This is a genomic window from Anaerococcoides asporogena (assembly GCF_029590275.1).
In the GTDB taxonomy this organism is placed as follows: domain Bacteria; phylum Bacillota; class Clostridia; order Clostridiales; family Clostridiaceae; genus JG1575.
In genome coordinates this window covers 2,986,868-3,012,788 of sequence record NZ_CP120965.1, presented here as the reverse complement: position 1 = coordinate 3,012,788, position 25,921 = coordinate 2,986,868, and the positions used below count along the sequence as shown (strand labels likewise).

Here is a 25,921-nt window from a genome sequence, read left to right as displayed (position 1 = left end):
AGTCCCGACGCTGCCGGTCTCTTTTCGGACTGGGTTTTAGCTGATATAATAAGATTGCTTTTATTCAAGGGACACCCATTTTGGATGTCCCTTCAACATGTTGAAACGTAAGAAATGGAGTCGAATTATGAGTGTACTAACTGTGAAAAACCTGAGCCATGGCTTTGGTGACCGGGCGATCTTTGAAGATGTCTCATTCCGTCTGCTAAAGGGGGAGCACATCGGGCTGATCGGGGCCAACGGCGAGGGAAAATCCACCTTTATGAATATTATTACCGGCAAGTTGATGCCGGATGAGGGAACTGTGGAATGGAATTCCCGGGTTCGCGTCGGATATCTGGATCAGCAGTCGGAACTGAAGAAAGGCAGTACAATCCGTGAAGTGCTGCGTACGGCCTTCAACTATCTCTATGAGATGGAGCAGGAAATTTTGAGCATCGGCGAAGCCATGGCCACAGCGGATGAAACGGAAATGGACCGGCTGATGGAGGATATGGGGACGCTGCAGGATCTGTTGGATCACAATGATTTCTATATCATTGAGGCCAAGGTCGAGGAAGTTGCCGGCGGTCTGGGACTGAAGGATCTGGGCCTGGATGTGCCGGTGGATGAACTGTCCGGCGGACAGCGCACCAAAGTCCTTCTGGCCAAGCTGCTTCTGGAAAAGCCGGACATTCTGCTGCTGGATGAACCGACCAACTATCTGGATGAGGAGCATATCACCTGGCTGACCATGTACCTGCAAAACTATGAAAATGCATTTATCCTGATTTCTCATGACATCCCGTTCCTGGATCAGGTCATCAACATCATCTACCATGTGGATCAGCTGCGGCTGACCCGGTATGTCGGTGATTACCACAGTTTCCGGGATACCCATGAAGCCAAGCAGAAGCAGGTGGAAGCGGCCTACATCCGCCAGCAGCAGGAAATCTCCAAGCTGGAGGATTTTGTAGCCCGGAACAAGGCGCGGGCAGCCACTGCCAATCTGGCCAAGTCCCGTCAGAAAAAGCTGGACAAGATGGACCGCATCGAGCTGACCAAGGAAAAACCAAAGCCGGTATTCGGCTTCAAGATGGGCAAAACCACCGGCAAGCTGGTGTTCGAGACGAAGGGACTGGTAATCGGTTATGACAAGCCTCTGACCCGGCCGCTGGATCTCTACATGGAGCGGGGACAGAAAATCGCCCTGGTGGGTGCCAATGGCCTTGGAAAAACCACACTGCTCAAGAGCCTCCTGGGCATCATCCCGCCGCTGGCAGGGGAAATCGAGCTGGGGGAAAACCAGCAGATCGGCTACTTCGAGCAGGAAATGTCCGGAACCGGCGACCAGACCTGCATAGAGGATTTCTGGAATGAGTTCCCAGGTCTGGTCCAGTATGAGGTTCGGGCCGCTCTGGCGAAATGCGGACTGACGACCAAGCAGATCGAAAGCCAGGTCCGGGTTCTCTCCGGCGGAGAGAAGGCCAAGCTGCGGCTGGCCAAGCTGATGAACCGGGAAACCAATATCCTGGTACTCGATGAACCGACCAACCATCTGGATGTCGATGCCAAGGACGAACTGATCCGCGCCCTGAAGGAATACCGCGGAACGGTTCTGCTGGTCAGCCATGAACCGGAGTTCTACAGCCAGATTGCCACAACGGTCTGGAACTGCGAGGACTGGTCTCTCAAAGTATTTTAAGATCGTGCTGGTGAAAGGCTGCTCAGGGAGAAGGCTTTCACCAGATTCACCAATCCATTGCTTTTTAAGAAAGGGGTGCGAATACCATGGAACAAGCATTGAAAAAGTTAGGCTATCAAGCTCAACCGGAGGTTCTGGTGCTGAATGCCCCGAAGGGGATTCAGGAAGCGCTGCTGCCTTTGCTGGCAGAACCGGCGGATGGATCCATCCAGGGCTCCTATGACTTTCTCCTGGCCTTTGTCACGACGCTGGACGAGATCCGGGCGATCAAGGCCGATCTGGCGGCCGCGCTCCGGCCGCAGGGACGGCTGTGGATCTGCTATCCAAAGAAAACCAGCAAGAATTATACGTCAGATCTGTCCCGGGACATCCTGTGGCCGGAATTCGGAGAATTCAACTTTGAACCGGTATCCCAGTTTGCCATCGACCCGGACTGGTCAGCCATGCGTTTTCGCCCGGTTGACGAAATCAAGTCGCTGAAGCGGAAATCCGCGTCCTCGGAAAAGGGCAGTCAGCGGATTCATCAGGAGTAGAGGAATTATATGCAAAAAAAGATTGATCTGACTGAGGGCAATATCCTCAGCACACTGACCCGCCTGGCGCTGCCCATTATGGGGTCCTCATTCATCCAGATGGCCTACAACCTGTTTGATATGAAGTTTGTGGGCAGCATCAGCTATAAAGCGGTTACCGCCGTCGGCACGGCCACCTTCTTTCTGATGCTCAGCCAGGGACTGATTATGCTGTGCCGGGTCGGAGCCGAGGTTCATGTGGCCCAGAGCCTGGGCAAAGGGGATGAAAAGGGGGCGGCCATCTATGCCGATACGGCGATGAAGCTGGCCTTGATTCTGGGAATCAGCTACTCCCTGCTGGGCTATGTGTTCCGCGCCGAATTCATTGATTTTTTCCAGATCGCCGACCAGGAAGTTGTCCGGATGGCGGTAGAATACATGAGCATCATGGTCATGTCACTGCCCATCCTCTTCGTGAACTTTCTTCTGATCGGGATCTTCAATGCCGGGGGTTACTCCGATGTGCCCTTTCTGGCCAACGCCGCCGGCGTAATCGTCAAGATCTCCATGAGCTGGTCTCTGATCAACGGCGCCTTTGGCCTGCCGGCACTGGGTGTCCGGGGGTCGGCTCTGGCGACAATCCTGGCTCAGACCACGACATTCATTATTCTGTTCTTCTTCCTGAAGAACCGGAAAGACGAGTATCTCCAGTTCCGGCTGTTCTCGCCATTCCGGCGGGAATATGCCGCCCGCATCATTCAGGTAGGGGGTCCGGCTGCGCTGCAGAGCTTTGTCTTCTCGCTGATCTCTACCTACATTGGCCGTATCGTATCCAATGCCAGCGTCATGGCGGCCTCCGTGCAGCGCATCGGCGCTCAGATTGAGTCTGTTTCGTGGATGACCTCCTCCGGCTTTGCCACCGCCCTGTCAGCCTTCACCGGCCAGAATTACGGCGCCGGCCGATATGACCGGGTTGTTTCCGGGTTCACCAAGGGCACCATCATTGTCGGCGGCATCGGCGTATTCTCCACCCTGCTCCTGATGCTCCTGCCCCGTCAGCTCTTCACCATCTTCATCCGGGAACCGGAAGAAGTCGTCCAGATGGGCATCGCCTACCTGGTCATCCTGGGGATTTCGCAGCTGTTTCAGTCCCTGGAAATCTCCACCGGCGGAGCCTTCAACGGTCTGGGCCTGACCCTCATTCCATCCCTCATCAATATCTTCTTCCAGGCTCTGCGCATTCCCGCCGCGTACTATCTGATGAATACCTCTCTGGGGATTAACGGCATCTGGTGGGCGATCACCCTGAGCACTGTCCTCAAGGGCATCGTCGGCGTCCTGATCTTCTACATCCTGGTCATCCGGAAACTGAAGGCTGGCATCCCACTGCGCAAGGAACGAACAGTCTGATCAGCAGTAGAAATAAATTTAAATAAAGCTAAGAAAATGATTACACCCCCTGGTCATAAGTTCAACGATTTGGTGTGCATTCCGTCATTAGGACAAAAAAATAATTATAATTTCACAGATTTATTCGTTACTTTCAACCGCAGGTCATTCCTGATCTGCGGTTGTTTGCTCTGCATCAGAAATAAGCATTTATTTGACGATGTTTCCTCCCCCCATAAGTGCCGAATGCTCTTATTCCCACCCAAGCCTTCGCCTTTAAGCGTTCTTAAGCTGTCAAAGCATATTGGGCCTGTGTATGATATTAATGTGTGAGAGTTGATTGAACCCTCAATCATTAAAACCCTGCCATTGCAAATAAAAATCACTGAGCCAATCATCCATCTCGTCTTTTGACCAAGTCAAATCTGTATATTGCGTGCGGTGATATCTGATATTCGGGACAGGACTATTACCAATAAATGTAAGATGTTTTGATGGGTAATGCGTTTTTTTATAATAGTCCATAACCGCTCTTAAATATGAGTCGAAGGAAGGAACATAGTCATCCATACTTTTTGGCATCCATTTATAACCCGGAGGATAAGCTAGTGGCAAAATGGGAAGTCCATCAATATCCCTTAAAGTTGGCACCTCATCAAAAACCTTATTAACAACTTGTATAATTGATTGTAGCCATCCAAACCAATCAGAAACGCCAACTTTTTGAATAAGAATATATTTCTCGAAAAGTCCTCTTTCTTTTGCAATATCCGTATGAAATTGGTATGCATACACATCCCCGATATTCCAGGGAGCACGGTCGAACTCAACCGGTTTTTTAATAAGCTTTTTTTTCGGCTCTGAGGATTCAAGATTATTCTTTAGCTTTTCAAATGTCTTTTTCCAACCGGCACCACCACTCTTGCTTTCCTCCCACAGAGATAACCCACCACTATTAGCTAACCATTTTAATGCCTCCTCTTTTACTTCTGGCATCAGACGACCGACTTTCCACTGAGTATCTGCAAGCGCATACCAGAAAAGCGGTTCGTCTTCTTCACCAATGTATTCCTGAAATTTTTCAAACGTTTTTTTATAAACATTTTCATCGCTTAATTGTTCCTGAAGAAAATTCATATATGTATCCCGCACATCGCAGGTTGTGTCATTAGCATATAGGCTTGATCCCCATGCACCCATTGCACTTTCTCCTCTCAATTATTATTCTGGATCAACCCAGCTCTGAATGAGCGTTTCCATTTGATTGAACTCAGTTTTGAAGTTGCCATTGGCATCATAATTATAGCTCGTGGTTTTGTCCGGATCTGTGACCGACTCCACCAGGTTACTGGTGCTGCCATCGACGCCCGCCTGATGGGTTTAGGTCGTGTCTTTTAAGATCGCGCCGCTTTTGCGAGTGGTTTTGACCAGGCGGCCTAGGCTGTCATAGGTATGGGTCAGCGATACACCGGCGCTGGTCAGCGTTTCCAGTTTTCCATCCTTGTCATAGACAAAGCCGGTGGAATAACTCTGGGTACCAAGGCTCTCCTGGATCTGAGTTGTCTGACCATTTGGATCAAAGCCCAGGGTGAGGCTGCTGCCGTCACTTCCGGTTAGCTTTACCAGGCGGTTCGCAGAATTATAGAAGTAGCGATGAGACAGATTGGCTGCCGCATCGACTCACTTCCAACATTGCCTAAGACATCATACTCATAGCGGAACTTGGTCTCATAGCTTCCCGTAGCACTATTATATACCTTATAGACTTTCACCTGATCCAGGGGATTCCAACATCGTCTTGTGGTCGTTGCCAAACTCCGTGGTGGTCAGATTCCAACGTGAGTCGTACTTGTAGCTGACTAAGCTCTGGGTTCCGACTTTCACGCCGGTGGCCCGCCCGAAAACATCTTTCGTGAAGGAGTAAGAGAAGCCATTGTGGCTGCTACCTGACAGGTCATCTCCATCATAGGTGTAACCTACTGCCAACGTTTGACCGTCCGCTTATTTGGTCACACCTTTGAGCTGATCGGTCACTACATCATAGGTATAGGATGTGGTTTTTCCAGCTGCGTCGGTGAGGCTTTGCAACAAGCCATTGACGGTATTGTAATCATAGATGAGGACCTTTCCTAAAGGATCGGTTTCATAGTTTGGGTTAACTGCTGGTAATTATGTATAGATAATGGAATGTAAATTATGTTAAGATAATATCAATTGAGTCTTGGCTGTTAGTGTTGTCAGGATTTTACTTTGGGGAGGACTATATGGATTATTTTAGCGAGAGTTTAGTGCTGCATGAGAAATACCGGGGGAAGATCGAGGTGACCTCCAAGTTGAAGCTGGAGAATCGGGATGATCTGTCACTGGCTTATACACCGGGGGTGGCTGAGCCCTGCCGGAGGATTCACGAACAGGAAGAGGAGGTTTATAAGTATACGTCCAAGGGGAATCTGGTGGCTGTAGTTACGGATGGAACCGCAGTGCTGGGCTTGGGGGATATTGGCCCGAAAGCGGCCATGCCGGTTATGGAAGGCAAGGCGATCCTGTTCAAAGAGTTTGGCAAAGTAGATGCCTTTCCGATTTGTCTGGACACCACCGATGTGGATGAAATCGTTCGGACAGTCCGTCTGATTGCGCCGGGCTTCGGCGGCATCAACCTGGAGGATATCGCGGCTCCACGCTGTTTTGAAATTGAGGAGCGGCTGAAGGCGGAGCTGGATATTCCGGTATTCCATGATGACCAGCACGGGACAGCGATTGTCGTACTGGCGGGTATGCTCAATGCCCTGAAGCTGACCGGCAAGAATCTGGGGGATCTGAAAATCATCATAAACGGAGCCGGGGCGGCAGGTACCGCCATTGCCCACCTGCTGACCGCAGCCGGTGCCCGCAACATCATCGTCTGCGACCGCAGCGGGGCATTGGCTCTGGGGCGGGACAAAATGAACGATGCCAAGGACGCGCTGGCCAGGGTCACCAATCCCAACAGTGAAACGGGATGTCTGGCCGATGTCATGAAAAACGCCGATGTCTTCATCGGGGTTTCCTCGGCCGGGGCTGTAACTCAGGATATGGTCCGTTCCATGGCCAAGGACCCGATCATTCTCGCCATGGCGAACCCCACGCCGGAAATCATGCCGGATCTGGCCAGAGAAGCCGGAGCCCGCATTGTCGGTACCGGTCGATCGGACTTCCCAAATCAGATCAACAATGTACTGGTCTTCCCGGGCGTGTTCCGGGGCGCACTGGACGCGCGGGCCAGCGAAATCAACATGGAGATGAAGCTGGCGGCGGCACACGCCATCGCCGAATACATTAAACCGGAGGAGCTGTCTGAGAACTTGATTATCCCCAGTGCTCTGGATAAGAACGTGGCTCAGGCAGTAGCCAGAGCCATCGGTGAGGCAGCCCGCCGCACCGGCGTCGCCAGAATTTAATCGAAAGCGCAGAGCATCTGTCAGCCTTTCCCCATGGGGAAGGGCTGACATTTTTGTGGTGGTTTTTAAGCAGTGGTCGTTTTCTGAAACCCGGACTTACAGGCTTGTGAACGATGGATCAGCAGCACGCATCCTCAACTATTTTTTTGTCTTAAGAAAGAAAAAATGATTGAAAAATAGCCTGGTGTCCTGTAAAATGAATCATGTTACATCGTTTATGGCTTCATAGCTCAGTTGGTAGAGCAGAGGATTGAAAATCCTCGTGTCCTTGGTTCGATTCCGAGTGAAGCCACCAAAAAGACCAGTCGCAGGACTGGTCCTTTTTTGGCTTTGGTTGATTGGTTCGAGCGATGGTTTTATGTTAAGATGGGTAAGGAATTGCATATTCAAAAAGGAGATTTTTAAATGGAAAACAATAAAGTACTGGCTAAAATCAACGGCGTAGAGATTACTGAAGACGTGCTCAACCGCACGATTGAGAAGTTCGCGGCCGATAAGCGGGCTTATTTTGAATCAGAGTTCGGCCGCAAGCAGCTGCTGGATCAGATCATCAATGTCGAGCTGATCAACGCTCATGGAACCGAGACCGGAATTGATCAGGATGACTTCTATCGCACACAGATGGAACAGGCTGAGAAGGATATCCGCTTCAATGCCACAATGAACCGCCTGATGGCTGATGTGATGGTATCTGATGAGGAAATCCAGGCTAAGTACAATGAAAATCCGGCTGCCTTCTCAGGCCCTGAGACCATCGGTGCCCGCCACATTCTCGTGGATTCCCTGGAACAGGCCGATCAGATCAAGGCAAAAATTGACAGCAATGAACTGAGCTTTGAAGAGGCTGCCAAAGAATTCTCCTCCTGCCCGTCCAAGGAAGCCGGCGGAGACCTGGGAAGCTTCGGCAAAGGCATGATGGTGCCGGAATTCGAAGAAGCTGCGTTTGCCAGCGAAATCAATGAAGTCACCGCACCGGTCAAGACTCAGTTTGGCTACCACCTGATCCAGGTATACGAAAAGAACTCCGCCGACCTGCAGAGCTATGACGATGTCAAGGACAGCATCCGGACCAACCTGCTCCAGGAAAAGCAGATGAACAAATACACAGCCCTGATCGCGGATCTGAGAGACAAGTACTTCGACAAGTAATCCCGGAACCTTCCGGACGAACGAACAGCGATCCATTCGCAGGATCAAAAGACAACGGTCTGCCCGCTCTTTGGAGCGGTCAGACCGTTGTCTTTTCGGGTTGATAGGATCAGGTCAGGCTGGATCACCCTGGATCCGGCGGCTAAGCCTGTTCGTTTTTATATTCATCGATCAGCTTCTTGAAGAAGGGCAGGCTTTTCTGAATGGTCTCGGTGGAGACACAGTAGGAGAGGCGCATATGCGTCGGTATGCCAAAGCCCGTGCCGGGAACCAGGAGCACATCGTATTTTTTGGCTCTCTGGCAGAACTCTTCCGAGTTGCCGTTGGGTGCTTCAATAAAGGCATAGAAGGCTCCGTCGGGTTTGGCCATCTTGTAGCCGTACTCGGTGAGGCTGTTGTAGATCAGGTTGCGGTTGTTGATGTAGGTGGACAGATCAGCTTCTACATCGACACAGCGCTCAATGACGGTCTGGAACAGGGAGTGGGCACAGACGAAGCCGAGAATCCGGGCAGCCCCGAACACAGCGGACATGAGCTCTTTCGCCCCTTCGACCTGTTTGGGGATCAGGATGTAACCAATCCGCTCGCCGGGCAGGGACAGTGATTTGGCCCAGGAATAGTTGATGATCGTATTTTCATAATAGGTTGAAGTAATGCGCTGCTTGGTATCTCCGTAGACCAGCTCGCGATAGGGCTCATCCGACAGAATGTAGATCGGGTGGCCATATTCCCTGGATTTGCGGCGCAGGAGCTCAGCCAGTCTGGTCAGCGTTTCGTCCGAGTAGACCACGCCGGAAGGATTGTTCGGCGAGTTGACGATCATGACCTTGGTGTTGGGCGTGATCTTGGCTTCGAGTTTGTCGAAGTCAATCTGGAAGTTTTCGAGGTTTGGCTCCACCGGAACGAATTTTCCCCCCTGGGCTTCCACATAGTAGCGATATTCCGGAAAGAACGGCGCCACCACCACAACTTCTTCCTCCGGGCTGGCCAGGATGGCTTTCAGGGTGATGGTAAGCGATGCCGAAGCACCGGAGGTCATATAGACGTCATTGGCGTCGTAGCTGGTGCCGAACCGGCGGTTAAGGTTTTTCGCGATGGCGTCCCGGGTTGAATGGCGTCCCGGTGAGGCGGTGTAGCTGTGATACTCTACGGGTGACATGGTTTGAACGATGTCGACAATGGCTTCCTGAATGGCCGCCGGTGCCGGAACATTGGGATTCCCAATGGAAAAATCGTAGACATTCTCCCGTCCGACTTCCTGAGCCCGGCGATTCCCGTAGTCGAAAATCTCCCGGATGACGGAGCGCTGCGTTCCCAGCTGCACCATTTTTTGATTGAACATGTTTTTCTTCCCCCTTGATTAACATATAAAGTATTTTAACATAAATCCCCTTGGATTGTGGAAACCTTTTCTTTATCTGGCGGACTGCCCCCCCGGGCAGTGTGCTGGTTTACTGAATCGGGTGGAGCGGCTCCTTCAGGAGCGATGTGAAGTCCTTAATAAACAGGTCTGCCAGCTGACTGGCTTCCTCTGTGGTCAGATTGGTATGAATATCATCCACCGCCACAACTCTCATTCCGGCGAGACGGGCCCCCTTCATGGCATGGGGCACATCTTCGAACACCACGATGTCCGACGGCGAAATGCCGATGGACTCGGCGGCCAGCAGATAGACATCGGGCTGCGACTTGGATTTGGCAGCTGTATCATCCGTGGTGACGAGGGCGTCGAAAAAGTGGTGGATGTCGTTCGCCTGAAGGCAGACAGACAGCAGGTGACGGGTGTTGGAGGTGGCAATGGCCAGCTTGACGCCCTGATCCTTGAGCTGCTGCAGGAATTCACGGGCGCCGGCCTTGAGGGGCACGTTGCGGGCATACTGGTTTTCTGCGGCCCGGATCCAGATGTCCTGAATCTCCTCCACGGATTCGCGCAGTCCGTAAGTATCCTTGAAGTAGCGGGCAGTTTCGTTGAAGGAATAGTGCGCGACGTCTTTCATGAGTTCCTGGGGCGTAATTCCCAAGTTTAACGTCTGAATGAGTTCTGTGTCAATTTTGGACCAGACCCACATCGAATCGACGAGGGTGCCGTCCAGGTCAAAAATGACCCCTTTTATGGTTTCAAACATGAATGCCTCCTGGTTGTTAAACAAGCTGTGACAGTGCCGGCATGAACAGGTGCACGACATAGGCGAAGGAACTGCCGATGAAGGCGCCGGCCAGGACATCGGAAGGGTAATGCACCGCCAGATAGACCCGGGAAAATCCGACGCCGAACGCCAGCAGGAGAAATACCAGGCGGATGGAAGGGCTCACCACCAGCAGACTGATGGAGGTGGCCAGCGCAAAGGCTGCTGTCGTATGGCCGGAAGGAAAGGAATAAGGATCCACCCCGATTCGGATGGAACGCAGGTTCTTTGACAGGACAAACGGACGCTTGCGCCGGATCAGCCGCTTCAAAATCTGAACAAAAATGGTGGAGGTGGTCAGGGTGACGGCTCCGTGGATCGCAAAGGGACGAAATGTGTCCTTTGGCAAAAACACCATGGCCAGTATGACCCCAAGAGCAAATACGTCTGATCCCAGATAAGTCATGGCAATGTTCAGATAGTCAAAAAAGGGATTGCGCAGTTTGGCATTGATGTAATGCACTACGCGGTAATCCAATTTAAAGATCAGATCAAGCATAATGTAATCTCCGTTGAAATTGGGATTATACTTCCGTGCTAAAATAGAAATACAAATCTATTATACCCTATGATAAATTAAGAACACATGAAGAGGACATTATTTCGTATGGAAATTGACACGTTTCAGATCAATGACGATGAAACCCTGGAGGATCTGGGGCTGGATGGATTGAAACTCCTGCAGAAGGCCAGTGGGTTCCGCTTCGGTACCGACGCGGTCCTGCTGGCTCATTTTTGCGCGCCTCGGGACCGGGAGCGGATCATGGATCTATGCACCGGTTCCGGTATTATTCCGGTGCTCATTGCAGGGAAAACCTCAGTCGGGGAAATCGTCGGGATCGAGCTGCAGGAAAAGTACGCGGCCATGGCCCAGCGCAGCATCACCGGGAATCTCCTGGAAGATCGCATCACCATCCGGCAGGGGGATGTGACAGACCGGGAGTTTCTGGCCGATTTCGGAAAGTTTGACTTAGTCACCTGCAACCCGCCCTACAAGGAATGGGGGCGGGGCATTCCCAATCCGGGCGATGAACTGATGATCGCCCGCCATGAAGTTACGCTGAAGCTGGAGGATGTGATCCGGGCCGCCGACCTGCTGCTGAAGGATAACGGACGGCTCTGCCTGGTGCATCGACCGGAGCGACTGTTTGACATCTACCGCTGCATGCAGGAACACCATATGGAGCTCAAACGGATCCGGATGGTTTGCCCCAGCCACGGCAAAGCGCCCAACCTGATGCTGGTGGAAGGCAAGAAAGGGCAGAAGCCCTATCTCAAATGGGAGCCGGAGCTGGCGATCTATGAAGCCGACGGAACGTATACGAATGAAGTGAAGGAGATCTATCAGGATGGCAGACACTAAATTAATTGTTGTACCAACGCCCATCGGCAACCTGTCCGATATCACCGACCGGGTGCGGGAGGCTCTGCTCAGCGCCGACCTCATCGCCTGTGAGGACACCAGAACCACCGGGCGTCTCTTAAAACATCTGGGCGCGAAAGCTCCAACCATCAGCTACCACATGCACAATGAAAAAGCCAGATGTGCCGATATTCTGGAAGCGCTGGACCAGGGACGAACCGTAGCCCTGGTATCCGATGCCGGAATGCCCGGGGTGTCCGATCCCGGTCAGGTGGTCATCGAAGCGGCCATCGGCCATGGGGTAGAAGTCGTCGTTCTGCCCGGACCCTCAGCGTTTGTGACAGCCCTGGTGGGATCCGGTCTCCCCACGGACCGCTTTACCTTCGTCGGATTTCTGGAGAAAAATCGCACCCGGCGCAAAAAACAGCTCGAAGAAGTGAAAGACCGCCCGGATACCCTCATTTTCTACGAGGCACCTCATCGGCTGCGGGAATTCCTGGAAACCCTGCGCGAAGTGCTGGGCGACCGGCGGGTCAGCCTGGCCCGCGAACTGACCAAACTCCATGAAGAGTACGAGCGGGGAACTCTGTCGGAGCTGATCGAGCGATATGAAACCAAGGAGCCCCGGGGAGAATATGTCATCATTGCGGAAGGCAGAACTCCGGAAGAAGCCCGGGCAGAAGCGGAAGCCAGTTTGGAAGGCCTCAGCATTGAAGATCATGTCCGACAGCTGATGGAGGAAGGCCTGTCCAAAATGGACGCGGTCAAACGGGTTGCCAAAGAGCGGGGCCTGAAAAAGAATGAAGTGTATATGAAGGTGACAGAGATCGACTAAAGGGATTTAAATTAACTTGAAAAGTAGTAAGGATTACCATATAATAACATCGAGGTGGTCCACTATGACAAGTCAAATTCGCACCCATGATCCAGTCACCCTGGAAGAAATGCCAAAATACGATCTGTTTTTATCGCAGGTCATCGATTTTCTGAATGAATACTTTCCGGAGGAACATTTCACCGGAAATATGATTCAAAATTATATTAAAAGTGAAGTCATCACAAAGCCGATCGATCGCAAAAAGCGGGGCTATACCCGCATGCATCTGATCCAGCTGGTGTTTCTTTGCTATATGCGCCCAATCCTGACAACGGATGAAATCAAAAAAGTATTTGCCCTGGCCTTCAATGAAATCAACCAGCCGGAAGACGACATCATCACTTGGGAAGAAGCTTACCGGGTGTTCCTGCTCATCTATCGGTCAGCCAGCGAAGCGTCAGATATACCACTGGAAGGCGGGGATCAGCAGATCGAACGCTACCTGGACGAACTGGAAATTAAAGACAGCTTCGACCAGATCCGGATGTTCATCCAGGTCCTGATCCTGGTTACCCGCGCCACGGAACTCAAACGTCGGGTCCAGCTGGTCATATCCTCGGATCACCAATCGGCAGGCAGCTCTGTGCAGCAGCCGGCCAGGTAGTCCCTTGCTGCCAGATTTCTGACAGTAGAGCCTCTGAAGGTTCCGGAGAATACAGTTTCAAAAACAGATGTTCAAAATCAGTTTTTTAAAAGAAGCAGTTCATAAACAGATGTTCAGGAGATCAGTTCAAAAGAAGCAGTAAAAAACCCGAGTTCATAAGAAACAGTTCAAAAACCGGAGTGCAAAAAAGTAGTTCAAAAACCGCAGTATGATGAAACATTGGGTTGAAGATACGATTCAGTGGGCCATGACCACTGGGCATATTCCTCCAATCGAGCAACTGAAGAAGGAAACGGCGTCGCTGTTTCCTTCTTTTGCGCCTATTAACAGGTAGGAGGTGATCGCATGGAAGAACTGTTCAACCTGGTGGGCAATCTGGGCTTTCCCATTGCCGTGACGCTGTATCTGCTGATCCGGATTGAGGGCAAGCTGGAACTGCTGACCCAGAGCATCAATCAGCTGTCCAGGACTTTGATCAAAGATCAGGTCTGATCCTCAAGTCATCCGGAGCGGCCTGCCGTTCCGGATGTGCTCTGTGAGGGAGATACCGGACCGCTTTCAGAGGATGGAATGAAACAGGGAAATGCGAGGTAGTTGAAACAGTAAAGTGGAATAGATGAAACAGGAAAAAGTGAAAGAGATGAAATGAAAAAAGGGATCCGCAGGGATCCCTTTCGTGTTAGCAGGTTCGATGGTCCGCTCTGGTCACGGGGTGGAGAGAGCGGGTGGTCATTTAGATGAAGTTCTCTTCAACCAGAAGCATTTCCTGACCATAGGCCTCAAACAGGCCGATATCCAGGATCTCAATGTAGGGCAGAATGCTCTTATCCATGTAGACGGTGATATCGCCGTCCTGGAACATCTGATCTTCTTCGGTGGTGCTGTCCGTCTGAACCAGACGGAATTCAGGGCCGCTTCAGCAGTTGTTGACCATCATGATGCGGTAGTTGAGTCCTTCTTCCGCAATCTCTTTCATCTTGGCCTGAGCGGCCTCGGTGATTCGAATTCGTTTTTCTTCCATTTGTTCACCTCATGTGCAGGTTTTTCTTTTGTATCTAGTCTGGGAAGCTCCCTGAAGCCGGCAGACCTTCCTTTACCACCAGGTTTTCATCGCCGAACAGACTTGCCAGGATGATGTCCAGGGTTTCAAAATATTCGGCGGCCCGGCCATCCACCGTTACGGACAGGGCGGATGCCTCATCCCGGATCTCCAAATCGCCATCGCGGGCTTCCTTCGTCTGAACCAGACGATAGGCCGGACCGCATCAGGTGAAGGCGGAGAGCTCAATTCGGTAGAAGTGGCCGGCTTTCAGTTCCCGGGCCATTTTTTCGGCGGCCGGCAGACTGATCCGGATTGTTTTTGGGGGCGCTTGATTCATGGATTTTCCCTCGCTTTTGATTCCTATCATACCACAATAAAGCATAGCATTTTGATCGGGAATAGATTTTAAAAAATAATTCACAGATAGGGTATAATGTTAGTCGAACCCTAAGATTTAGTGACGGAAAAGAGGCACCCATGTACCAGGTAAAAATATCGGTACGCAACCTGGTGGAATCCATTCTGATGACCGGAGACATCGGCTCTGAGATGAAGATACTGACCCCTGAACGAGCCGAGGAAGGCTCCCGGGTGCATCGTCTGCATCAGGAACGCAGGCTTCAGGAAAATAAGGATTACCGCCGGGAAGTGTACTTGAAACAGGAATTTAACTACGGTGACATCCTGGTCACCGTGGATGGCCGGGCTGATGGGCTTGTGCCGGATGATTACATCGAAGAAATCAAGAGCACCTATCTGAATCCGGAGGCGCTGGCGGATTACCAGAATCCCCTGCACTGGGCTCAGCTGAAGTTTTACGCTTATATGTATCTGGTTGCTGAGGACAAGGCTCGGATGAATCTGAAGCTGACCTATTTCAACATTGATACGGAAGAGGTTTTTTCCCGGGACGAGACGTGGACGCTGGCAGATCTGACCGGATTCGTGTCAGGGGTTCTGGAGACTTTCGTGGAGCTTCGCCGGCTCTATTTCCGCTGGCGGGAGAAACGGGACAAGAGCATCCGCCTGGCGGATTTTCCGTTCGCGCAGTATCGCCCCGGTCAGCGGGAGATGGCAGTCAATGTCTATGGAACGATCCGTGACCGGCGGCAGATCTTTGTCCAGGCTCCGACGGGGATCGGAAAAACCATTTCCTCCCTGTTTCCGGCGGTGAAGGCGCTGCGGGAAGGGAAGACGGACCGGATCTTTTATCTCACCCCCAAAAGCACCGGGAAACAGATCGGAGAGGAATCCATCCGGCTGCTGCGGGAAGGCGGAACGGCTCTGCGCAGCGTCACACTGACTTCCAAGGAAAAAATCTGCTTCATGGAGGAGGTGCGCTGTGAAGCGGAGTACTGTCCCTATGCCAGGGGCTATTATGACAAGGTAACGCCGGCAGTGATTGATCTGCTCAACCATGAGGATTCCATGTCCCGGGAAGTAATGGAAGCCTATGCGAAAAAGCACGAGATCTGCCCCTTTGAGTTTTCCCTGGACCTGTCGCTGTATGCCGACATCATCATCGGGGACTACAACTATGCCTTTGACCCGAGAGTCTATCTCAAACGGTTCTTCGAGGAGAAAACCGAACAATATACGTTTCTGGTGGATGAAGCGCATAACCTGCTGGATCGGGCCCGATCCATGTTCTCGGCAGAGGTTTCAACCCAGCCCTATGAAACCCTGGCCAGTGACTTTGGCCGGATCAGCAGCGATATCGCCAAAAAAGCCGGAAAAGCCGGAGATTCGCTCCGTCAGATCCAGGCCGGTCTCCCGCAGGAGGAACGGATGGTCTGGTCCACTTATCATCCGGAACTGGTCAATGTCCTGGAAAGCTTTCGCGGAGCCTGCGAAAAATTCCTGCAGGATGAAGAGGAAATTCGTCGGAAAGAACAGAACCGGGAGCGCGACCGCGAGATCCAGGATCTCTGCCTGGATACTTATTTTGCCACCCGCACGTTCCTGAAGATTGCCGAGCTCTACGGCACCGGCTATCTCACCTATGCCGTCCTCAAGGGCCAGGAGCTGACCTACAAGCTCTTCTGCATTCATCCCGGCGAGAACCTCAGGGAGGCATCCAAGCGGGCTGACAGCATTGTCTACTTTTCAGCCACCCTGACGCCGATGGATTATTATATGGATCTGTACGGGGCCGAGGAGTCGGCCTACCGGATGGGGCTGCCTTCGCCATTTCCGGCGGAGCACCTGAAAGTGTTCAGCGACACGAAAATTGATACCAGATACAAGGTTCGCTCGCGCAGCTATGACTCCATCGCCGCTGATCTGGACCGGATGCTGAAGTACAAGATGGGAAACTACGTCGCCTTCTTTCCGTCCTATGTCTATATGCGCAATGTCTACGACGCGTTCCTGACCCAGTACGGTTCTTACTATGAAGTGCGGCTGCAGGAACCGGGTCTGTCTGAGCTGGATCGTACCGCCGTGCTGGCCGAGTTTGAGCAGCCGCGGGACCGCAGTTTTCTGTACTTCATGGTTCTGGGCGGCGTCTTTGCCGAAGGCATTGACCTGAAAGGGGATCGGCTGATCGGATCGGCCATCATCGGCCTGGGCTATCCCCAGCTGGACTATGAACGGGAATTGATCATGGATTATTTTAATCAGGCTAATAATGAAGGCTTCCAGTACGCCTATACCTATCCGGGACTGAATAAAGTGACCCAGGCCGGCGGCCGGGTGATCCGTAGCGGTACCGACCGGGGCATCATTCTGCTGATGGATACCCGCTACCGGCGCCGCGACATTCAGAGACTGCTTCCCCCGGGATGGTTCCCGGTTCAGGATATCAAAGACCTGGAAGCGCCCGAGGACGAGGAGTCCGATGTCAGTGCCGAATAAGACAGCCACCATTCGACACTGAAATGATGGAGATCACCGGCAATTGGAACACCCACTGAACGGGTCAGTCCTGATCGAATCCTTCGATCAATCCGAACGGCTCGGCCGGGCAGGCTAAAATAAATAGCGAAAACAGGGAGTCCGGAAGTTTCCGGGCTCCCTGTTTTCGGGAATGGCTAAAAAATCTTCATACAATAGGGCCGGTTTCATTAAAATTTCCCTGCTATGATGAGGGCAATAACGAGAGACCAGATCCAGCGACTTTTTGTCGCCGGGTTCCAACACCAGATTCGGGTTCATCGTCGGGTTCATGTCGGGTTCATGTCGGGTTCATGTCGGATTCCCGGAATTCATCATTCCTGACCTGGGAATACTGCATCCTGACAAGGGGATTACTTCATCCCGACTTTGAAATCAATCGTCCCAATTGCGGGATCACTGTATCCTGCCTGGTGGGGACTCAGATTACCAAGCGCAAGGAGAGATTGATATGAAAGCTTTCAAAGGAATTATGAATAACCGGGTGGTCCGGTTTATCAAGGCGCTGTTGCAGAAGCTGAATAAGGATGACGCGATTCCCTATGCCTACCAGCTGTCCTACAGCCTGATGCTGGCGATTTTCCCATTCCTGATCTTCCTGCTCACTCTGGTCGGTTTCATGAATCTGGACGCCGAGCGAATCATCGACCAGATTCAGCGGGTCATGCCCGGGGAAGCCTTCAAGCTGTTTGAGGGAATCATTCATGATGTGACGAAGAATCAGAACGGGACCTTGCTGTCCATCTCCATTGTGACTGCGATCTGGTCGGCAGCAGGCGGATTCAAAGCCTTTATGAAGGCGATGAACAAAGTTCACGGACTCAAGGAAGACCGCTCCTTCCTTGTCGTGAACCTGGATGCCATCGTACTGGTCGTTCTTCTGGCCGTGGGCATTGCCGGTTCCCTGCTTCTCCTGGTCTTCTTCCAGCCCATCATTGATACGGTGAAGAGCTACTTCCCGCTGCTGGAAGTCGGACCCAGTCAGAAGCTTCTCAGCTTCGTCGTTCCGCTGGTATTCATCTTCCTGCTGTTCCTTGCCTTCTATATGTTTGTCCCGGCCCGGAACGTCAAGCTGAAGCATGCCCTGCCCGGCGCCATTTTTGCCGCCGTTGCCTTCATGGCAGTGTCTCTGGGCTTCCAGTACTACGTAGCAACCTTCGCCAACTACAACCGGTTCTATGGCGCCATGGGTGCGGTGGTCATTCTGATCTTCTGGATTCTCCTGATCTCCATCATCATGGTGATGGGGGGAGCGCTCAATTCACTGATTATCCAGACCAGAGGGGTTCGGTACCCCTTCTGGAAGACAAAGAAGGATACCATCAATGAAGTGCGGGATGAGGCTGTAACGAAGGTGGAAGAAAAATACCGCTACGCCGAAGGGATCCGCGAAGTTCGGTTCTAATCTCCCGCATCATCGGGCAGTCTGCCAGAGCTGGATCAGGTCTTCGGCCGTCATGGCAAAGCCTGGTTTCCAACTTTCGCAGGACTGCCAGTCTCAGTGAATAAGCAGTGTGAGCGCCGATCACTCGGCGTTCATTTTTGGTTGGCATTGATTTATGGAAGCACGAAAGGGCAGAAGCCGGTTTGGTCATCGAAGGGAAAGAACTGAAACCAAGTTATGATAAAGTGTCAGTGGGAAGTTGTCTGTTGGGTGGAAAACGGAGGAAGTTAGAAATTAACCCGGAGTCTTTTGCCTGATTGGCAATTTAATGCCGAAAATAGCCGTTCTGACTGAAATTAGCGTAAAATAGGGGTAAGAAAAATGAGCCGAACGGCAGCCCGAACTGCCGGAATTGAGGTCACCATGAACCAGAAACACCTGAAAATGTTTTTTGAACACTACGGAATCGCATTTTGGATCCTGTATCTGCTATTCCCGTTTTTCCTGAACAAAGCATTGCCGGATCCGGCGTACAGTCTGATCCTGATGCTGCTTCTGGGAGGATACCTGACGGTGATGTACTATGCCTATGCGACGTTTGCGACGAATCGGCAGTTTGTAATCGACGCCGCCAGTCTGGTGATTGGCGTTTCTGTGCTGAGCGCGTTCTCGATGTTTCGGTCTTCCGCCTCCACCGCACTGGACCTGACGATGTACCTGGTTCTGTCCATGACCTTTGCTCCGACCGCACTGCGCCTGGAGACGCATAAAACCAGGAGCAAAGCCAAAGGAAAAGCTTAATTCGCCCAATACAGAGACCGGTTCCCTGAATCATCGGGGAACCGGTCTCTGTTTGCGTGGCGGTCGTTTTGGGGCGGTCAGCGCCTGTCCGGTGATTCCGCCGGACGTTTGAAATAGAACCGGAAGATCGCGCCCACACAGGTCATGCCGGCGGACTCGAGGGTCCGGCGGGAGAGATGGTTCTGGTAATAGCAGCCAGCCACCGGGATCCGACCCGACTGGAGCACCAGCTGAATCAGCTGAAGCAGGATGGTGCGGCCGATTCCCTGGCGGCGAACCGAAGGGCAGGTGAACATGCCGATGTCCATGTAGCGGTCAAAGCTCTGATGGGGCTGGATAATGCCTATGCCGACGCTCTGGCCGGAGTCATCCCGGGCGATCCAGGCTTCCTGGCGGCGGACGTACCCGGCACTGTTCGGGAGGAAACTCATCTGTTCCAGGAAGGGAAGGTCGCTCCGATCCGCCAGCTTCAGACGGATATCCGGTCGGGGAAGCGGCCGGACAGTGGCCGGATCCAGCTGGAACTGATAGGCCTGCGGTTCGCATTTTCGCTGGTATTCCAGGAAAAGCGGCAGGCTGTGATGATCGAAGGTTCGGATGAAGCCGCGCTGAATGGAAAACCGGGTCAGAATCTCTTCGAACATCTCGCGTTCGAGATGGCGGAAAGCTCCGCGAAGATACAGGGCGGTCAGGGAATTCCGATCCTGGATGGCGAAAAAGCCAGCGGGCAGCAAGTCCGGGCTTTGAATCCGGAAGAGGTCGGAGCCGCTCAGGAGGTCGGGAATAAAATTATCTCCGGGGAATGGCAAGGAACCCTGGTACTCCGTTACCAGGGTTTGGATTGCCGGTCTTTCGACTTTTTCAATGGTCAGATTGGTTTCATGGCGCACAAAGGGAGAGGATGAAAGCTTCATAGGCAGACTCCTTATGTCAGCTCACCATGGGAGGAACATCAGTCGAGGAAATTGACCTCATCGGATCCGCCGAAATTGATGAATCCGGTCACGCCTTTTTCTTTCAGCCGGTCCAGGTATGGCCCAATCTTTTTCGGGCGTTCCAGCAGGCTGATGGTATAACTGTCACGCAGGCTTTCCGCTTTGCGGAAGGCTTCGCCAAACTCTGACGGTTCATAGAACAGCGCGATTTTCTGCTTCTGGTCGGGAATCTGGAAATTCTGGGATATCAGGATCGAGAAAATCCGCTCAAAGCCAATGGAGATGCCAACAGCCGGTACGTCCTGGCGGATAAATTTGCCGATGAGATTGTCATAGCGGCCGCCACCGGCGATGGCTCCTCTGAATTCATCGGATTCGATCTCAAACACCGTGCCGGTATAGTAACCCTGCCCACGAACCAGGGAGGGATCAAAGATCACCTTGTACTCCACATCAGGATAGCGGGCAGCATTTTCTGTGGCGATTTGCGAGGCTTGTTCGACAATCGTTTGGAGATTGGCAGCAGCTTCTTTTTCGGCAATCTGCTCCGCCATGGATTCCAGGGTAAAGTTGCCCTGTTCCAGCTGCCGGTGCAGGCTTTCGATGGCTTCGCCGGGGAAGGCTTTTTCCGTCAGTTCCGCACAGACGCCGTCGACTCCGATTTTGTCCAGCTTGTCGAAGGAAATGCAGACGGAATCCAGATCCGGGGTGGCAAAGCCCATGCCTTCCAGCATGGATTTCAGAACCCGGCGGTCATTGACCTTGATGGTAAAGCGCTTAATGCCGATGGCGATGAGCGCTTCGGAAGCGACATGGAGCAGCTCGATCTCGATGTTGGGAGAGGAGGAGCCGATGACGTCAATGTCGCACTGGGTAAATTCACGCAGGCGGCCCTTCTGTGGCCGCTCGGCCCGATAAACGGTGCCCATCTGGATCACCTTGAATGGATACACCAGCTTGCCCTGATTGTTGGCAACATAACGGCACAGCGGCAGCGTCAGGTCATAGCGCAGACCCATATCGGTCAGATCGTTCATGGAACCCGACTGCATGGCTTTGTCCAGCTTTTCGCCGCGCTTCAGAATCTTGAAGACCAGGTTCAGGTTATCGCCGCCTTCACTCTTGTCCAGATTTTCGGAATCTTCCAGGATGGGGGTAACGATCCGCTCATAACCATACTTGCGGTAAACGCCCAGAATCCGGTCCTGCAGATAATCGCGGATTTCCGCTTCGTTGGCATTATAATCGTTGGTACCTTTTACAGGAGTTGTTTTCATTTGTGTCACCAGCCTTTATTCTATTTTGTCAAATGGTGCTTTTCTTTACTCTCTATCTTACTACAGGAAGCGAGCCAGGTAAAAGGAGTAGAAGCGGATTTAAATAAAACGGGCCGCTCGGACAGAGCGACCCGGATGATCATGTGACGTTTGGAATCCTGATCAGGAGGCTTTGGGGCGGAACGCTTCAATGGCTTCTGCCCGGTTCATGCGCCCTTCGATGGCCTTGGACAGCTTCGGACCCTGGCTGGTGTCACCCATGAGAACGCCGGCCACCAGGATGCCGTCCTGGAACAGAAGTTTGGCATAGCCGGTTTTGGGATTGCCGCTGACGTGGGTTTCCAGCAGGGGATCATCGAAATTGACCGCACCGGTGGAGAAGATTTTGGTGCCCAGGGAGTTGAACATGGTGTTCAGCACGTAGGGCTTCATCTCGGTCCGGGTTCCGGATGCGTTCTGTCCGGCTGCCTTGCCGCTGGACATTGCAAAGCCCCAGGTTCCGTAGACCATGCCGTTGTATTCAGCCGCATCACCGCAGGCATAGATGCCAGGCTCAGAGGTTTCCGTATATTTGTTGATCAGGATGCCGCGGTTGATATCCACCGTTTTTCCGAAGGATTCCAGATTGGACCGGATTCCGATGGAGAACAGCACCAGATCGCAGGGTACCAAGCGTCCGGAGTTTAGCAGAACTTCTTTCAGCTGATTCTCATCATATCGGATTTCCTTCACGGAATCGCCCAGGAGGAACGTGATGCCAAACTGCTCGGCCTGAGCCTTGAACAGTTCGGAAGAGGCAGTATCCAGCTGCCGCGGCAGAAGCCGGGGGGCAAACTCCACGACGGTCACATCCAGGCCTTTCTGAGCCAGAATATCAGCGGCTTCCAGGCCCAGCAGGCCTCCGCCCACCACAACCGCCTTGCGGGCTGTCCGGATCTTGTCTCCGAAATTCCTGGCGTCCTCCAGGTTGCGCATGGTATAGACGCCTTCGTGGCAGCCTACGGATCCTGAATCGATAACCTGACATTCGGAATGACCTTCCACCTGAACGGGCGGGACAAAATTATAGGCACCCGTAGCCAGGATCAGACGGTCCCAGGTGATTTCTTCACCGCAGGCCAGAGTGACGGTACGGTTCTTTTCATCGATGGCTGTCACCTTGCCCTGAACGGAACGCACACCCTTGTCGGCGTAAAAGTCACCCTTCGTCATGAAAAACTTGTCTGCCGCCAGTTCACCGACGGCGTAATGTATGATTTGGGTCCGCATGTATGTATTGGGATGCTCTTCCCAGACAACCGTAATGTCAAATTCTTTGCCGCTTTTCAGGACTTCCTGCAGGGCGCTGTGGCCGGCAATGCCGTTTCCGGCGATAACGAGCTTTTCCATGTATTACATTCCTCCGATGGCTCTGATGGGGTGGAACGGGCTAAGCCAATAATTTATGCAAATTTTACAACTTTAGAACCAGTCCATTGATTATTATATATCAACCAGAAAAAAAGGGGCAGTCTAAAGTCTAAACAATATATGAACTTGACGGAAGGAACCGGAAACCTGGGCTCTGTGGACAGTTGTCAGGGGAGCTGTCTGTCCATGGGTCCGAAGCGCCCTGCGGACACTGCGGGTTCAGGATTCGGCGGCTTACGGCCTGGTTGAAACACTTGTTTTATTGTAATTGGAATCGGGTAGAGATTATAATGAATGAATAAGGAATACAGGTGATATGCCATGATTTATGGAATGGGCTGCGATCTGGCGAAGATCGACCGCGTGAATAAAGTATTTGATGACCGGAGGAAACTGGAACGCTGTTTTACTGAGAAGGAAATCAGCCTGTTTTCAGGGCGTCCGGAGCGTGTCGCGGGAAATTTCGCCGCGAAGGAAGCACTGGCCAAGGCCATGGGAACGGGCTTCCGGGGATTTAGTCTGAAAGACGTAGAAATCCTGCGGGATGAACTGGGCCGGCCGTATCTGACCGGGGATTCGCTGAGAACGATTCTGGCTCAGCTGGCGGTAAATGAGCACTTAAGGGTGCATCTTTCGATTTCTCATGAGCGGGAATACGCCATGGCAACCTGCATCCTGGAACGGGTGAAGATTTGAGACGGGATGCCGACGGGCCGGCCCGCTCCGGGGGAGGACCCATGTTATCAAGAAAAAATGTAATCACGATCATTGTTCTGGCCAGTTTGATTGCCGGGGTGATCTTATTCTATGAATACGGATGGCAGCACACCGGATTTAAAATGGTGACCCATCCCAATCTCCTGCTGATTGACCGGGTGGAGGAAACGGATGGCCGGATTGTGATCCAGGGCAAGACCGCCCTGAATATCGGAACCTATGCCGGCAGCGTCCTGGATTTTCAGGAAGGCGTCCTCTATGTAGGCGTCCGCTACTCGCTCTTTGGAAATGATTTAGACTTTCTTATCGATTATCCTCAGGCAGAAGGGACAGTTCACCGGGTGGTTCTCAAAAAAAATGAAATTGAGAAGACCATTTGGATTCGGCCCTGGAAGGAACAGGCATGGCAATGAAAATAGCAACAAGTCAAATGATGAGGGAACTGGATCAGTTCGCCATCGAGCAATTGAAAATTCCATCCATGATCCTGATGGAGAACGCAGCCTTAAGGGTACTGAGCCATCTGGACCTTTCTCACACCTATTTCGTGGTGATCTGCGGTCGGGGCAATAACGGGGGCGATGGACTGGCCATCGCGCGTCATCTGAAAAACCGGGGCAAGGACGTGGATGTATACTATGTCTCGGATGATGATTCGGGTACGCCGGATACGATGCTGAATCTGACCATCTGCCGGAATATGGGTCTCCATGTCAGCACGGTCCATGAAGAAGCCGACCTGTGGGACCTGAGGGAAGCGGTGAATGACGCCGATACGGTGGTTGATGCGCTGTTTGGCATCGGCCTGTCCCGACCAATCACGGGAATCCATGCCGAAATTATTGAGACCATCAATGAAATGAGCCGTTATACCGTGGCAGTCGATATTCCTTCCGGTCTCGACTCAGATACCGGAGAAATCCTGGGCTGTGCCGTCAGGGCCGATAAAACAGTGACTTTTTCCTGCTACAAGAAGGGATTCCTGAACTATGCGACCATCGAATCCTGCGGTGACATCACGGTGGAAAACATCGGGATTCCTGCCCAGTACTGCGACAGCATGGGCAGCCATGAATACCTGGTGGATGAGACCTCGGTACGTGGGCTGATTCCGCGCCGTTCCCGCACCGGTTATAAGGGCGATTACGGCAAAATTCTGGTGGTGGCTGGGTCTCCCGGTTATACCGGAGCCAACAAGATCGCTTCGGAAGCCTGTCTGGCATCCGGTGCCGGTCTGGTGACCGTATCCTCCGATGTCCGGGTCATCGATCTGATCGCCGAGCATGTCCGGGAAGCAATGACCATCCATCCGGATCAGATTGAAAAAGCGGTGTCCGAGTGTAATGTCATAGCCTTCGGGCCGGGTATGGGCAACACCGATGCCACCCGACAGCTCCTGATGCGCATCATCAAAAAGCTGCGGGAGGAAGGCAAGTCCGACACTGTGCTGGTATTGGATGCGGATGGACTCAATGTGCTGGAACACCGGACCGAGCTGCTGGAGAATATCGGCGTGCGGGTCATACTGACGCCTCATTTCGGCGAAATGGCGCGACTCACCGGTCAAAGCGTTGACTATATCAAGAAAAATCGTCTGGACGTGGCCATGAAATTTGCCCGCACCCATAAAGTGACCCTGGTGCTGAAGGGCCACAATACCATCATTTCTGACGGCGTCAGCCTGTTTGTTAATCCCACCGGTTCTTCGGCCATTGCCACCGGAGGCATGGGCGACTGCCTCACAGGCATGATCGCCGGCCTGGCGGGACAGGGGCTGGGTCCCATGGAAGCAGCGATTGCAGCGACCTTCCTCCATGGTTCCATTGGGGATGAACTGGCCAAATCGCGCTACTCCATCATGGCTTCCGAAATCATTACCAGGATTCCCTTTGAGCTTAAGAAAATGGTCGAAGACCAAAAACGGTCATAATAACACAGACAGGGCAATCTCCGGATCGTCCGGCGGCGAGAGCCAACGAGACTACGGAAAAATCCCCGGAAGAGGACAAAGCGAGCACAAAGAGAGCACGAAGAGATTCGCTGATGCCGGGTAATATCAACAACGGGAAAAATGACGCCCTCCTGAGAACAACATCTGAGAGAGGAATCGACATCAGGTACAGCCTCTAATCAGGTGCAGCCTCTAATCAGGTACACCCCCATACTCTGGTACACCCTCACAATCAGGTTATGGTCAGGATCACCCGCAATAAATAGAATAATTTCGAATCGAACCCCCACATAACCATTCGAACTGAA

Annotated in this window: 26 protein-coding genes and 1 tRNA gene; 17 read left to right on the top strand and 10 right to left on the bottom strand. The window is 52.4% G+C overall.

Annotated elements, in window-relative coordinates; genetic code table 11:
- Nucleotides 1-127: 127 nt before the first annotated feature.
- From P6M73_RS13850 to P6M73_RS13840, 3 genes are all read left to right on the top strand, one after another.
- Nucleotides 128-1,684 carry an ABC-F family ATP-binding cassette domain-containing protein gene (locus tag P6M73_RS13850; RefSeq protein ID WP_277853620.1) on the top strand — a complete coding sequence of 519 codons (1,557 nt, stop codon included), beginning with the start codon at nucleotides 128-130 and terminating at the stop codon, nucleotides 1,682-1,684.
- Nucleotides 1,685-1,770: 86 nt separating this feature from the next.
- Nucleotides 1,771-2,217, top strand: a complete 447-nt coding sequence (locus P6M73_RS13845; protein ID WP_277853619.1) for a hypothetical protein — start codon at nucleotides 1,771-1,773, stop codon at nucleotides 2,215-2,217.
- Nucleotides 2,218-2,226: 9 nt separating this feature from the next.
- On the top strand, nucleotides 2,227-3,606 hold the full coding sequence (locus P6M73_RS13840) for an MATE family efflux transporter (RefSeq protein WP_277853618.1): 1,380 nt from the start codon (nucleotides 2,227-2,229) through the stop codon (nucleotides 3,604-3,606).
- A 327-nt stretch (nucleotides 3,607-3,933) separates the two neighbouring features.
- Here P6M73_RS13840 and P6M73_RS13835 read toward each other — a convergent pair whose 3' ends face one another.
- A complete protein-coding gene (locus P6M73_RS13835; RefSeq protein WP_277853617.1) occupies nucleotides 3,934-4,785 on the bottom strand; it encodes a hypothetical protein in 852 nt (283 codons plus the stop codon).
- 252 nt (nucleotides 4,786-5,037) lie between these two features.
- Here P6M73_RS13835 and P6M73_RS13830 point away from each other — a divergent pair, with 252 nt between their 5' ends.
- Nucleotides 5,038-5,202 (top strand): hypothetical protein, encoded by a 165-nt coding sequence (locus P6M73_RS13830; protein ID WP_277853616.1) that lies wholly within the window; start codon nucleotides 5,038-5,040, stop codon nucleotides 5,200-5,202.
- Between the two features lie 141 nt (nucleotides 5,203-5,343).
- On the opposite strand, the gene P6M73_RS13825 is transcribed toward P6M73_RS13830, so the two are convergent.
- Nucleotides 5,344-5,571, bottom strand: coding sequence for a hypothetical protein (locus P6M73_RS13825; protein ID WP_277853615.1), 228 nt, complete (start codon nucleotides 5,569-5,571; stop codon nucleotides 5,344-5,346).
- A 278-nt stretch (nucleotides 5,572-5,849) separates the two neighbouring features.
- Here P6M73_RS13825 and P6M73_RS13820 point away from each other — a divergent pair, with 278 nt between their 5' ends.
- The 3 genes from P6M73_RS13820 to P6M73_RS13810 all read left to right on the top strand — a co-directional run bounded on the left by P6M73_RS13820 (nucleotide 5,850) and on the right by P6M73_RS13810 (nucleotide 8,171).
- Complete coding sequence (locus P6M73_RS13820) at nucleotides 5,850-7,022, top strand: NAD(P)-dependent malic enzyme (RefSeq protein ID WP_277853614.1); 1,173 nt, start codon at nucleotides 5,850-5,852, stop codon at nucleotides 7,020-7,022.
- Nucleotides 7,023-7,241: 219 nt separating this feature from the next.
- Nucleotides 7,242-7,317 (top strand) — tRNA-Phe (locus tag P6M73_RS13815).
- Between the two features lie 110 nt (nucleotides 7,318-7,427).
- Complete coding sequence (locus P6M73_RS13810) at nucleotides 7,428-8,171, top strand: peptidylprolyl isomerase (RefSeq protein ID WP_277853613.1); 744 nt, start codon at nucleotides 7,428-7,430, stop codon at nucleotides 8,169-8,171.
- A 142-nt stretch (nucleotides 8,172-8,313) separates the two neighbouring features.
- Here the strand turns inward: P6M73_RS13810 and P6M73_RS13805 are convergent, their stop codons facing one another.
- The 3 genes from P6M73_RS13805 to P6M73_RS13795 all read right to left on the bottom strand — a co-directional run bounded on the left by P6M73_RS13805 (nucleotide 8,314) and on the right by P6M73_RS13795 (nucleotide 10,856).
- Nucleotides 8,314-9,513: a pyridoxal phosphate-dependent aminotransferase gene (locus P6M73_RS13805; protein WP_277853612.1), complete on the bottom strand. Its 1,200-nt coding sequence runs from the start codon at nucleotides 9,511-9,513 to the stop codon at nucleotides 8,314-8,316.
- Nucleotides 9,514-9,622: 109 nt separating this feature from the next.
- Nucleotides 9,623-10,297, bottom strand: a complete 675-nt coding sequence (locus P6M73_RS13800) for an HAD family hydrolase (RefSeq protein ID WP_277853611.1) — start codon at nucleotides 10,295-10,297, stop codon at nucleotides 9,623-9,625.
- Between the two features lie 16 nt (nucleotides 10,298-10,313).
- Complete coding sequence (locus P6M73_RS13795) at nucleotides 10,314-10,856, bottom strand: phosphatase PAP2 family protein (protein WP_277853610.1); 543 nt, start codon at nucleotides 10,854-10,856, stop codon at nucleotides 10,314-10,316.
- An 87-nt stretch (nucleotides 10,857-10,943) separates the two neighbouring features.
- On the opposite strand from P6M73_RS13795, the gene P6M73_RS13790 reads away from it, so the two are divergent.
- The 4 genes from P6M73_RS13790 to P6M73_RS13775 all read left to right on the top strand — a co-directional run bounded on the left by P6M73_RS13790 (nucleotide 10,944) and on the right by P6M73_RS13775 (nucleotide 13,693).
- Nucleotides 10,944-11,720: a tRNA1(Val) (adenine(37)-N6)-methyltransferase gene (locus P6M73_RS13790; protein ID WP_489666454.1), complete on the top strand. Its 777-nt coding sequence runs from the start codon at nucleotides 10,944-10,946 to the stop codon at nucleotides 11,718-11,720.
- The gene (gene rsmI, locus P6M73_RS13785) at nucleotides 11,707-12,555 is read left to right on the top strand and encodes a 16S rRNA (cytidine(1402)-2'-O)-methyltransferase (protein WP_277853608.1); all 849 of its coding nucleotides are present in this window, start codon (nucleotides 11,707-11,709) and stop codon (nucleotides 12,553-12,555) included. The genes P6M73_RS13790 and rsmI overlap by 14 nt, the downstream gene beginning before the upstream one ends.
- A gap of 64 nt (nucleotides 12,556-12,619) precedes the next feature.
- Nucleotides 12,620-13,201: a DUF1836 domain-containing protein gene (locus P6M73_RS13780; RefSeq protein WP_277853607.1), complete on the top strand. Its 582-nt coding sequence runs from the start codon at nucleotides 12,620-12,622 to the stop codon at nucleotides 13,199-13,201.
- 345 nt (nucleotides 13,202-13,546) lie between these two features.
- Nucleotides 13,547-13,693 carry a YvrJ family protein gene (locus P6M73_RS13775; RefSeq protein WP_277853606.1) on the top strand — a complete coding sequence of 49 codons (147 nt, stop codon included), beginning with the start codon at nucleotides 13,547-13,549 and terminating at the stop codon, nucleotides 13,691-13,693.
- A 241-nt stretch (nucleotides 13,694-13,934) separates the two neighbouring features.
- Here P6M73_RS13775 and P6M73_RS13770 read toward each other — a convergent pair whose 3' ends face one another.
- Entirely contained in the window at nucleotides 13,935-14,063 is a 129-nt protein-coding gene (locus P6M73_RS13770; RefSeq protein ID WP_277853605.1) for a hypothetical protein, read from the bottom strand.
- A 193-nt stretch (nucleotides 14,064-14,256) separates the two neighbouring features.
- A complete protein-coding gene (locus P6M73_RS13765; protein ID WP_277853604.1) occupies nucleotides 14,257-14,415 on the bottom strand; it encodes a hypothetical protein in 159 nt (52 codons plus the stop codon).
- 305 nt (nucleotides 14,416-14,720) lie between these two features.
- Between P6M73_RS13765 and P6M73_RS13760 the strand changes: the two genes are divergently transcribed.
- The 3 genes from P6M73_RS13760 (at nucleotide 14,721) to P6M73_RS13750 (ending at nucleotide 19,323) form a co-directional block, all read left to right on the top strand.
- The gene (locus P6M73_RS13760) at nucleotides 14,721-17,099 is read left to right on the top strand and encodes an ATP-dependent DNA helicase (RefSeq protein ID WP_277853603.1); all 2,379 of its coding nucleotides are present in this window, start codon (nucleotides 14,721-14,723) and stop codon (nucleotides 17,097-17,099) included.
- A gap of 490 nt (nucleotides 17,100-17,589) precedes the next feature.
- A complete protein-coding gene (locus P6M73_RS13755) occupies nucleotides 17,590-18,543 on the top strand; it encodes a YihY/virulence factor BrkB family protein (RefSeq protein ID WP_277853602.1) in 954 nt (317 codons plus the stop codon).
- Between the two features lie 360 nt (nucleotides 18,544-18,903).
- Nucleotides 18,904-19,323: a hypothetical protein gene (locus P6M73_RS13750; RefSeq protein WP_277853601.1), complete on the top strand. Its 420-nt coding sequence runs from the start codon at nucleotides 18,904-18,906 to the stop codon at nucleotides 19,321-19,323.
- Between the two features lie 77 nt (nucleotides 19,324-19,400).
- On the opposite strand, the gene P6M73_RS13745 is transcribed toward P6M73_RS13750, so the two are convergent.
- The 3 genes from P6M73_RS13745 to P6M73_RS13735 form a co-directional block, all read right to left on the bottom strand.
- Nucleotides 19,401-20,237 (bottom strand): GNAT family N-acetyltransferase, encoded by an 837-nt coding sequence (locus P6M73_RS13745; protein WP_277853600.1) that lies wholly within the window; start codon nucleotides 20,235-20,237, stop codon nucleotides 19,401-19,403.
- 38 nt (nucleotides 20,238-20,275) lie between these two features.
- Entirely contained in the window at nucleotides 20,276-21,535 is a 1,260-nt protein-coding gene (gene hisS, locus P6M73_RS13740; RefSeq protein WP_277853599.1) for a histidine--tRNA ligase, read from the bottom strand.
- 162 nt (nucleotides 21,536-21,697) lie between these two features.
- Nucleotides 21,698-22,924, bottom strand: a complete 1,227-nt coding sequence (locus P6M73_RS13735; RefSeq protein ID WP_277853598.1) for an NAD(P)/FAD-dependent oxidoreductase — start codon at nucleotides 22,922-22,924, stop codon at nucleotides 21,698-21,700.
- A 342-nt stretch (nucleotides 22,925-23,266) separates the two neighbouring features.
- On the opposite strand from P6M73_RS13735, the gene acpS reads away from it, so the two are divergent.
- Genes acpS through P6M73_RS13720 form a run of 3 tightly spaced genes read left to right on the top strand, consistent with a single transcriptional unit; the run spans nucleotide 23,267 to nucleotide 25,592 of the window.
- Nucleotides 23,267-23,641, top strand: a complete 375-nt coding sequence (gene acpS / locus P6M73_RS13730) for a holo-ACP synthase (RefSeq protein ID WP_277853597.1) — start codon at nucleotides 23,267-23,269, stop codon at nucleotides 23,639-23,641.
- Between the two features lie 41 nt (nucleotides 23,642-23,682).
- A complete protein-coding gene (locus P6M73_RS13725) occupies nucleotides 23,683-24,075 on the top strand; it encodes a hypothetical protein (protein ID WP_277853596.1) in 393 nt (130 codons plus the stop codon).
- Nucleotides 24,066-25,592 carry an NAD(P)H-hydrate dehydratase gene (locus P6M73_RS13720; RefSeq protein WP_277853595.1) on the top strand — a complete coding sequence of 509 codons (1,527 nt, stop codon included), beginning with the start codon at nucleotides 24,066-24,068 and terminating at the stop codon, nucleotides 25,590-25,592. Before P6M73_RS13725 ends, P6M73_RS13720 begins: the two co-directional genes overlap by 10 nt.
- Nucleotides 25,593-25,921 lie beyond the last annotated feature (329 nt).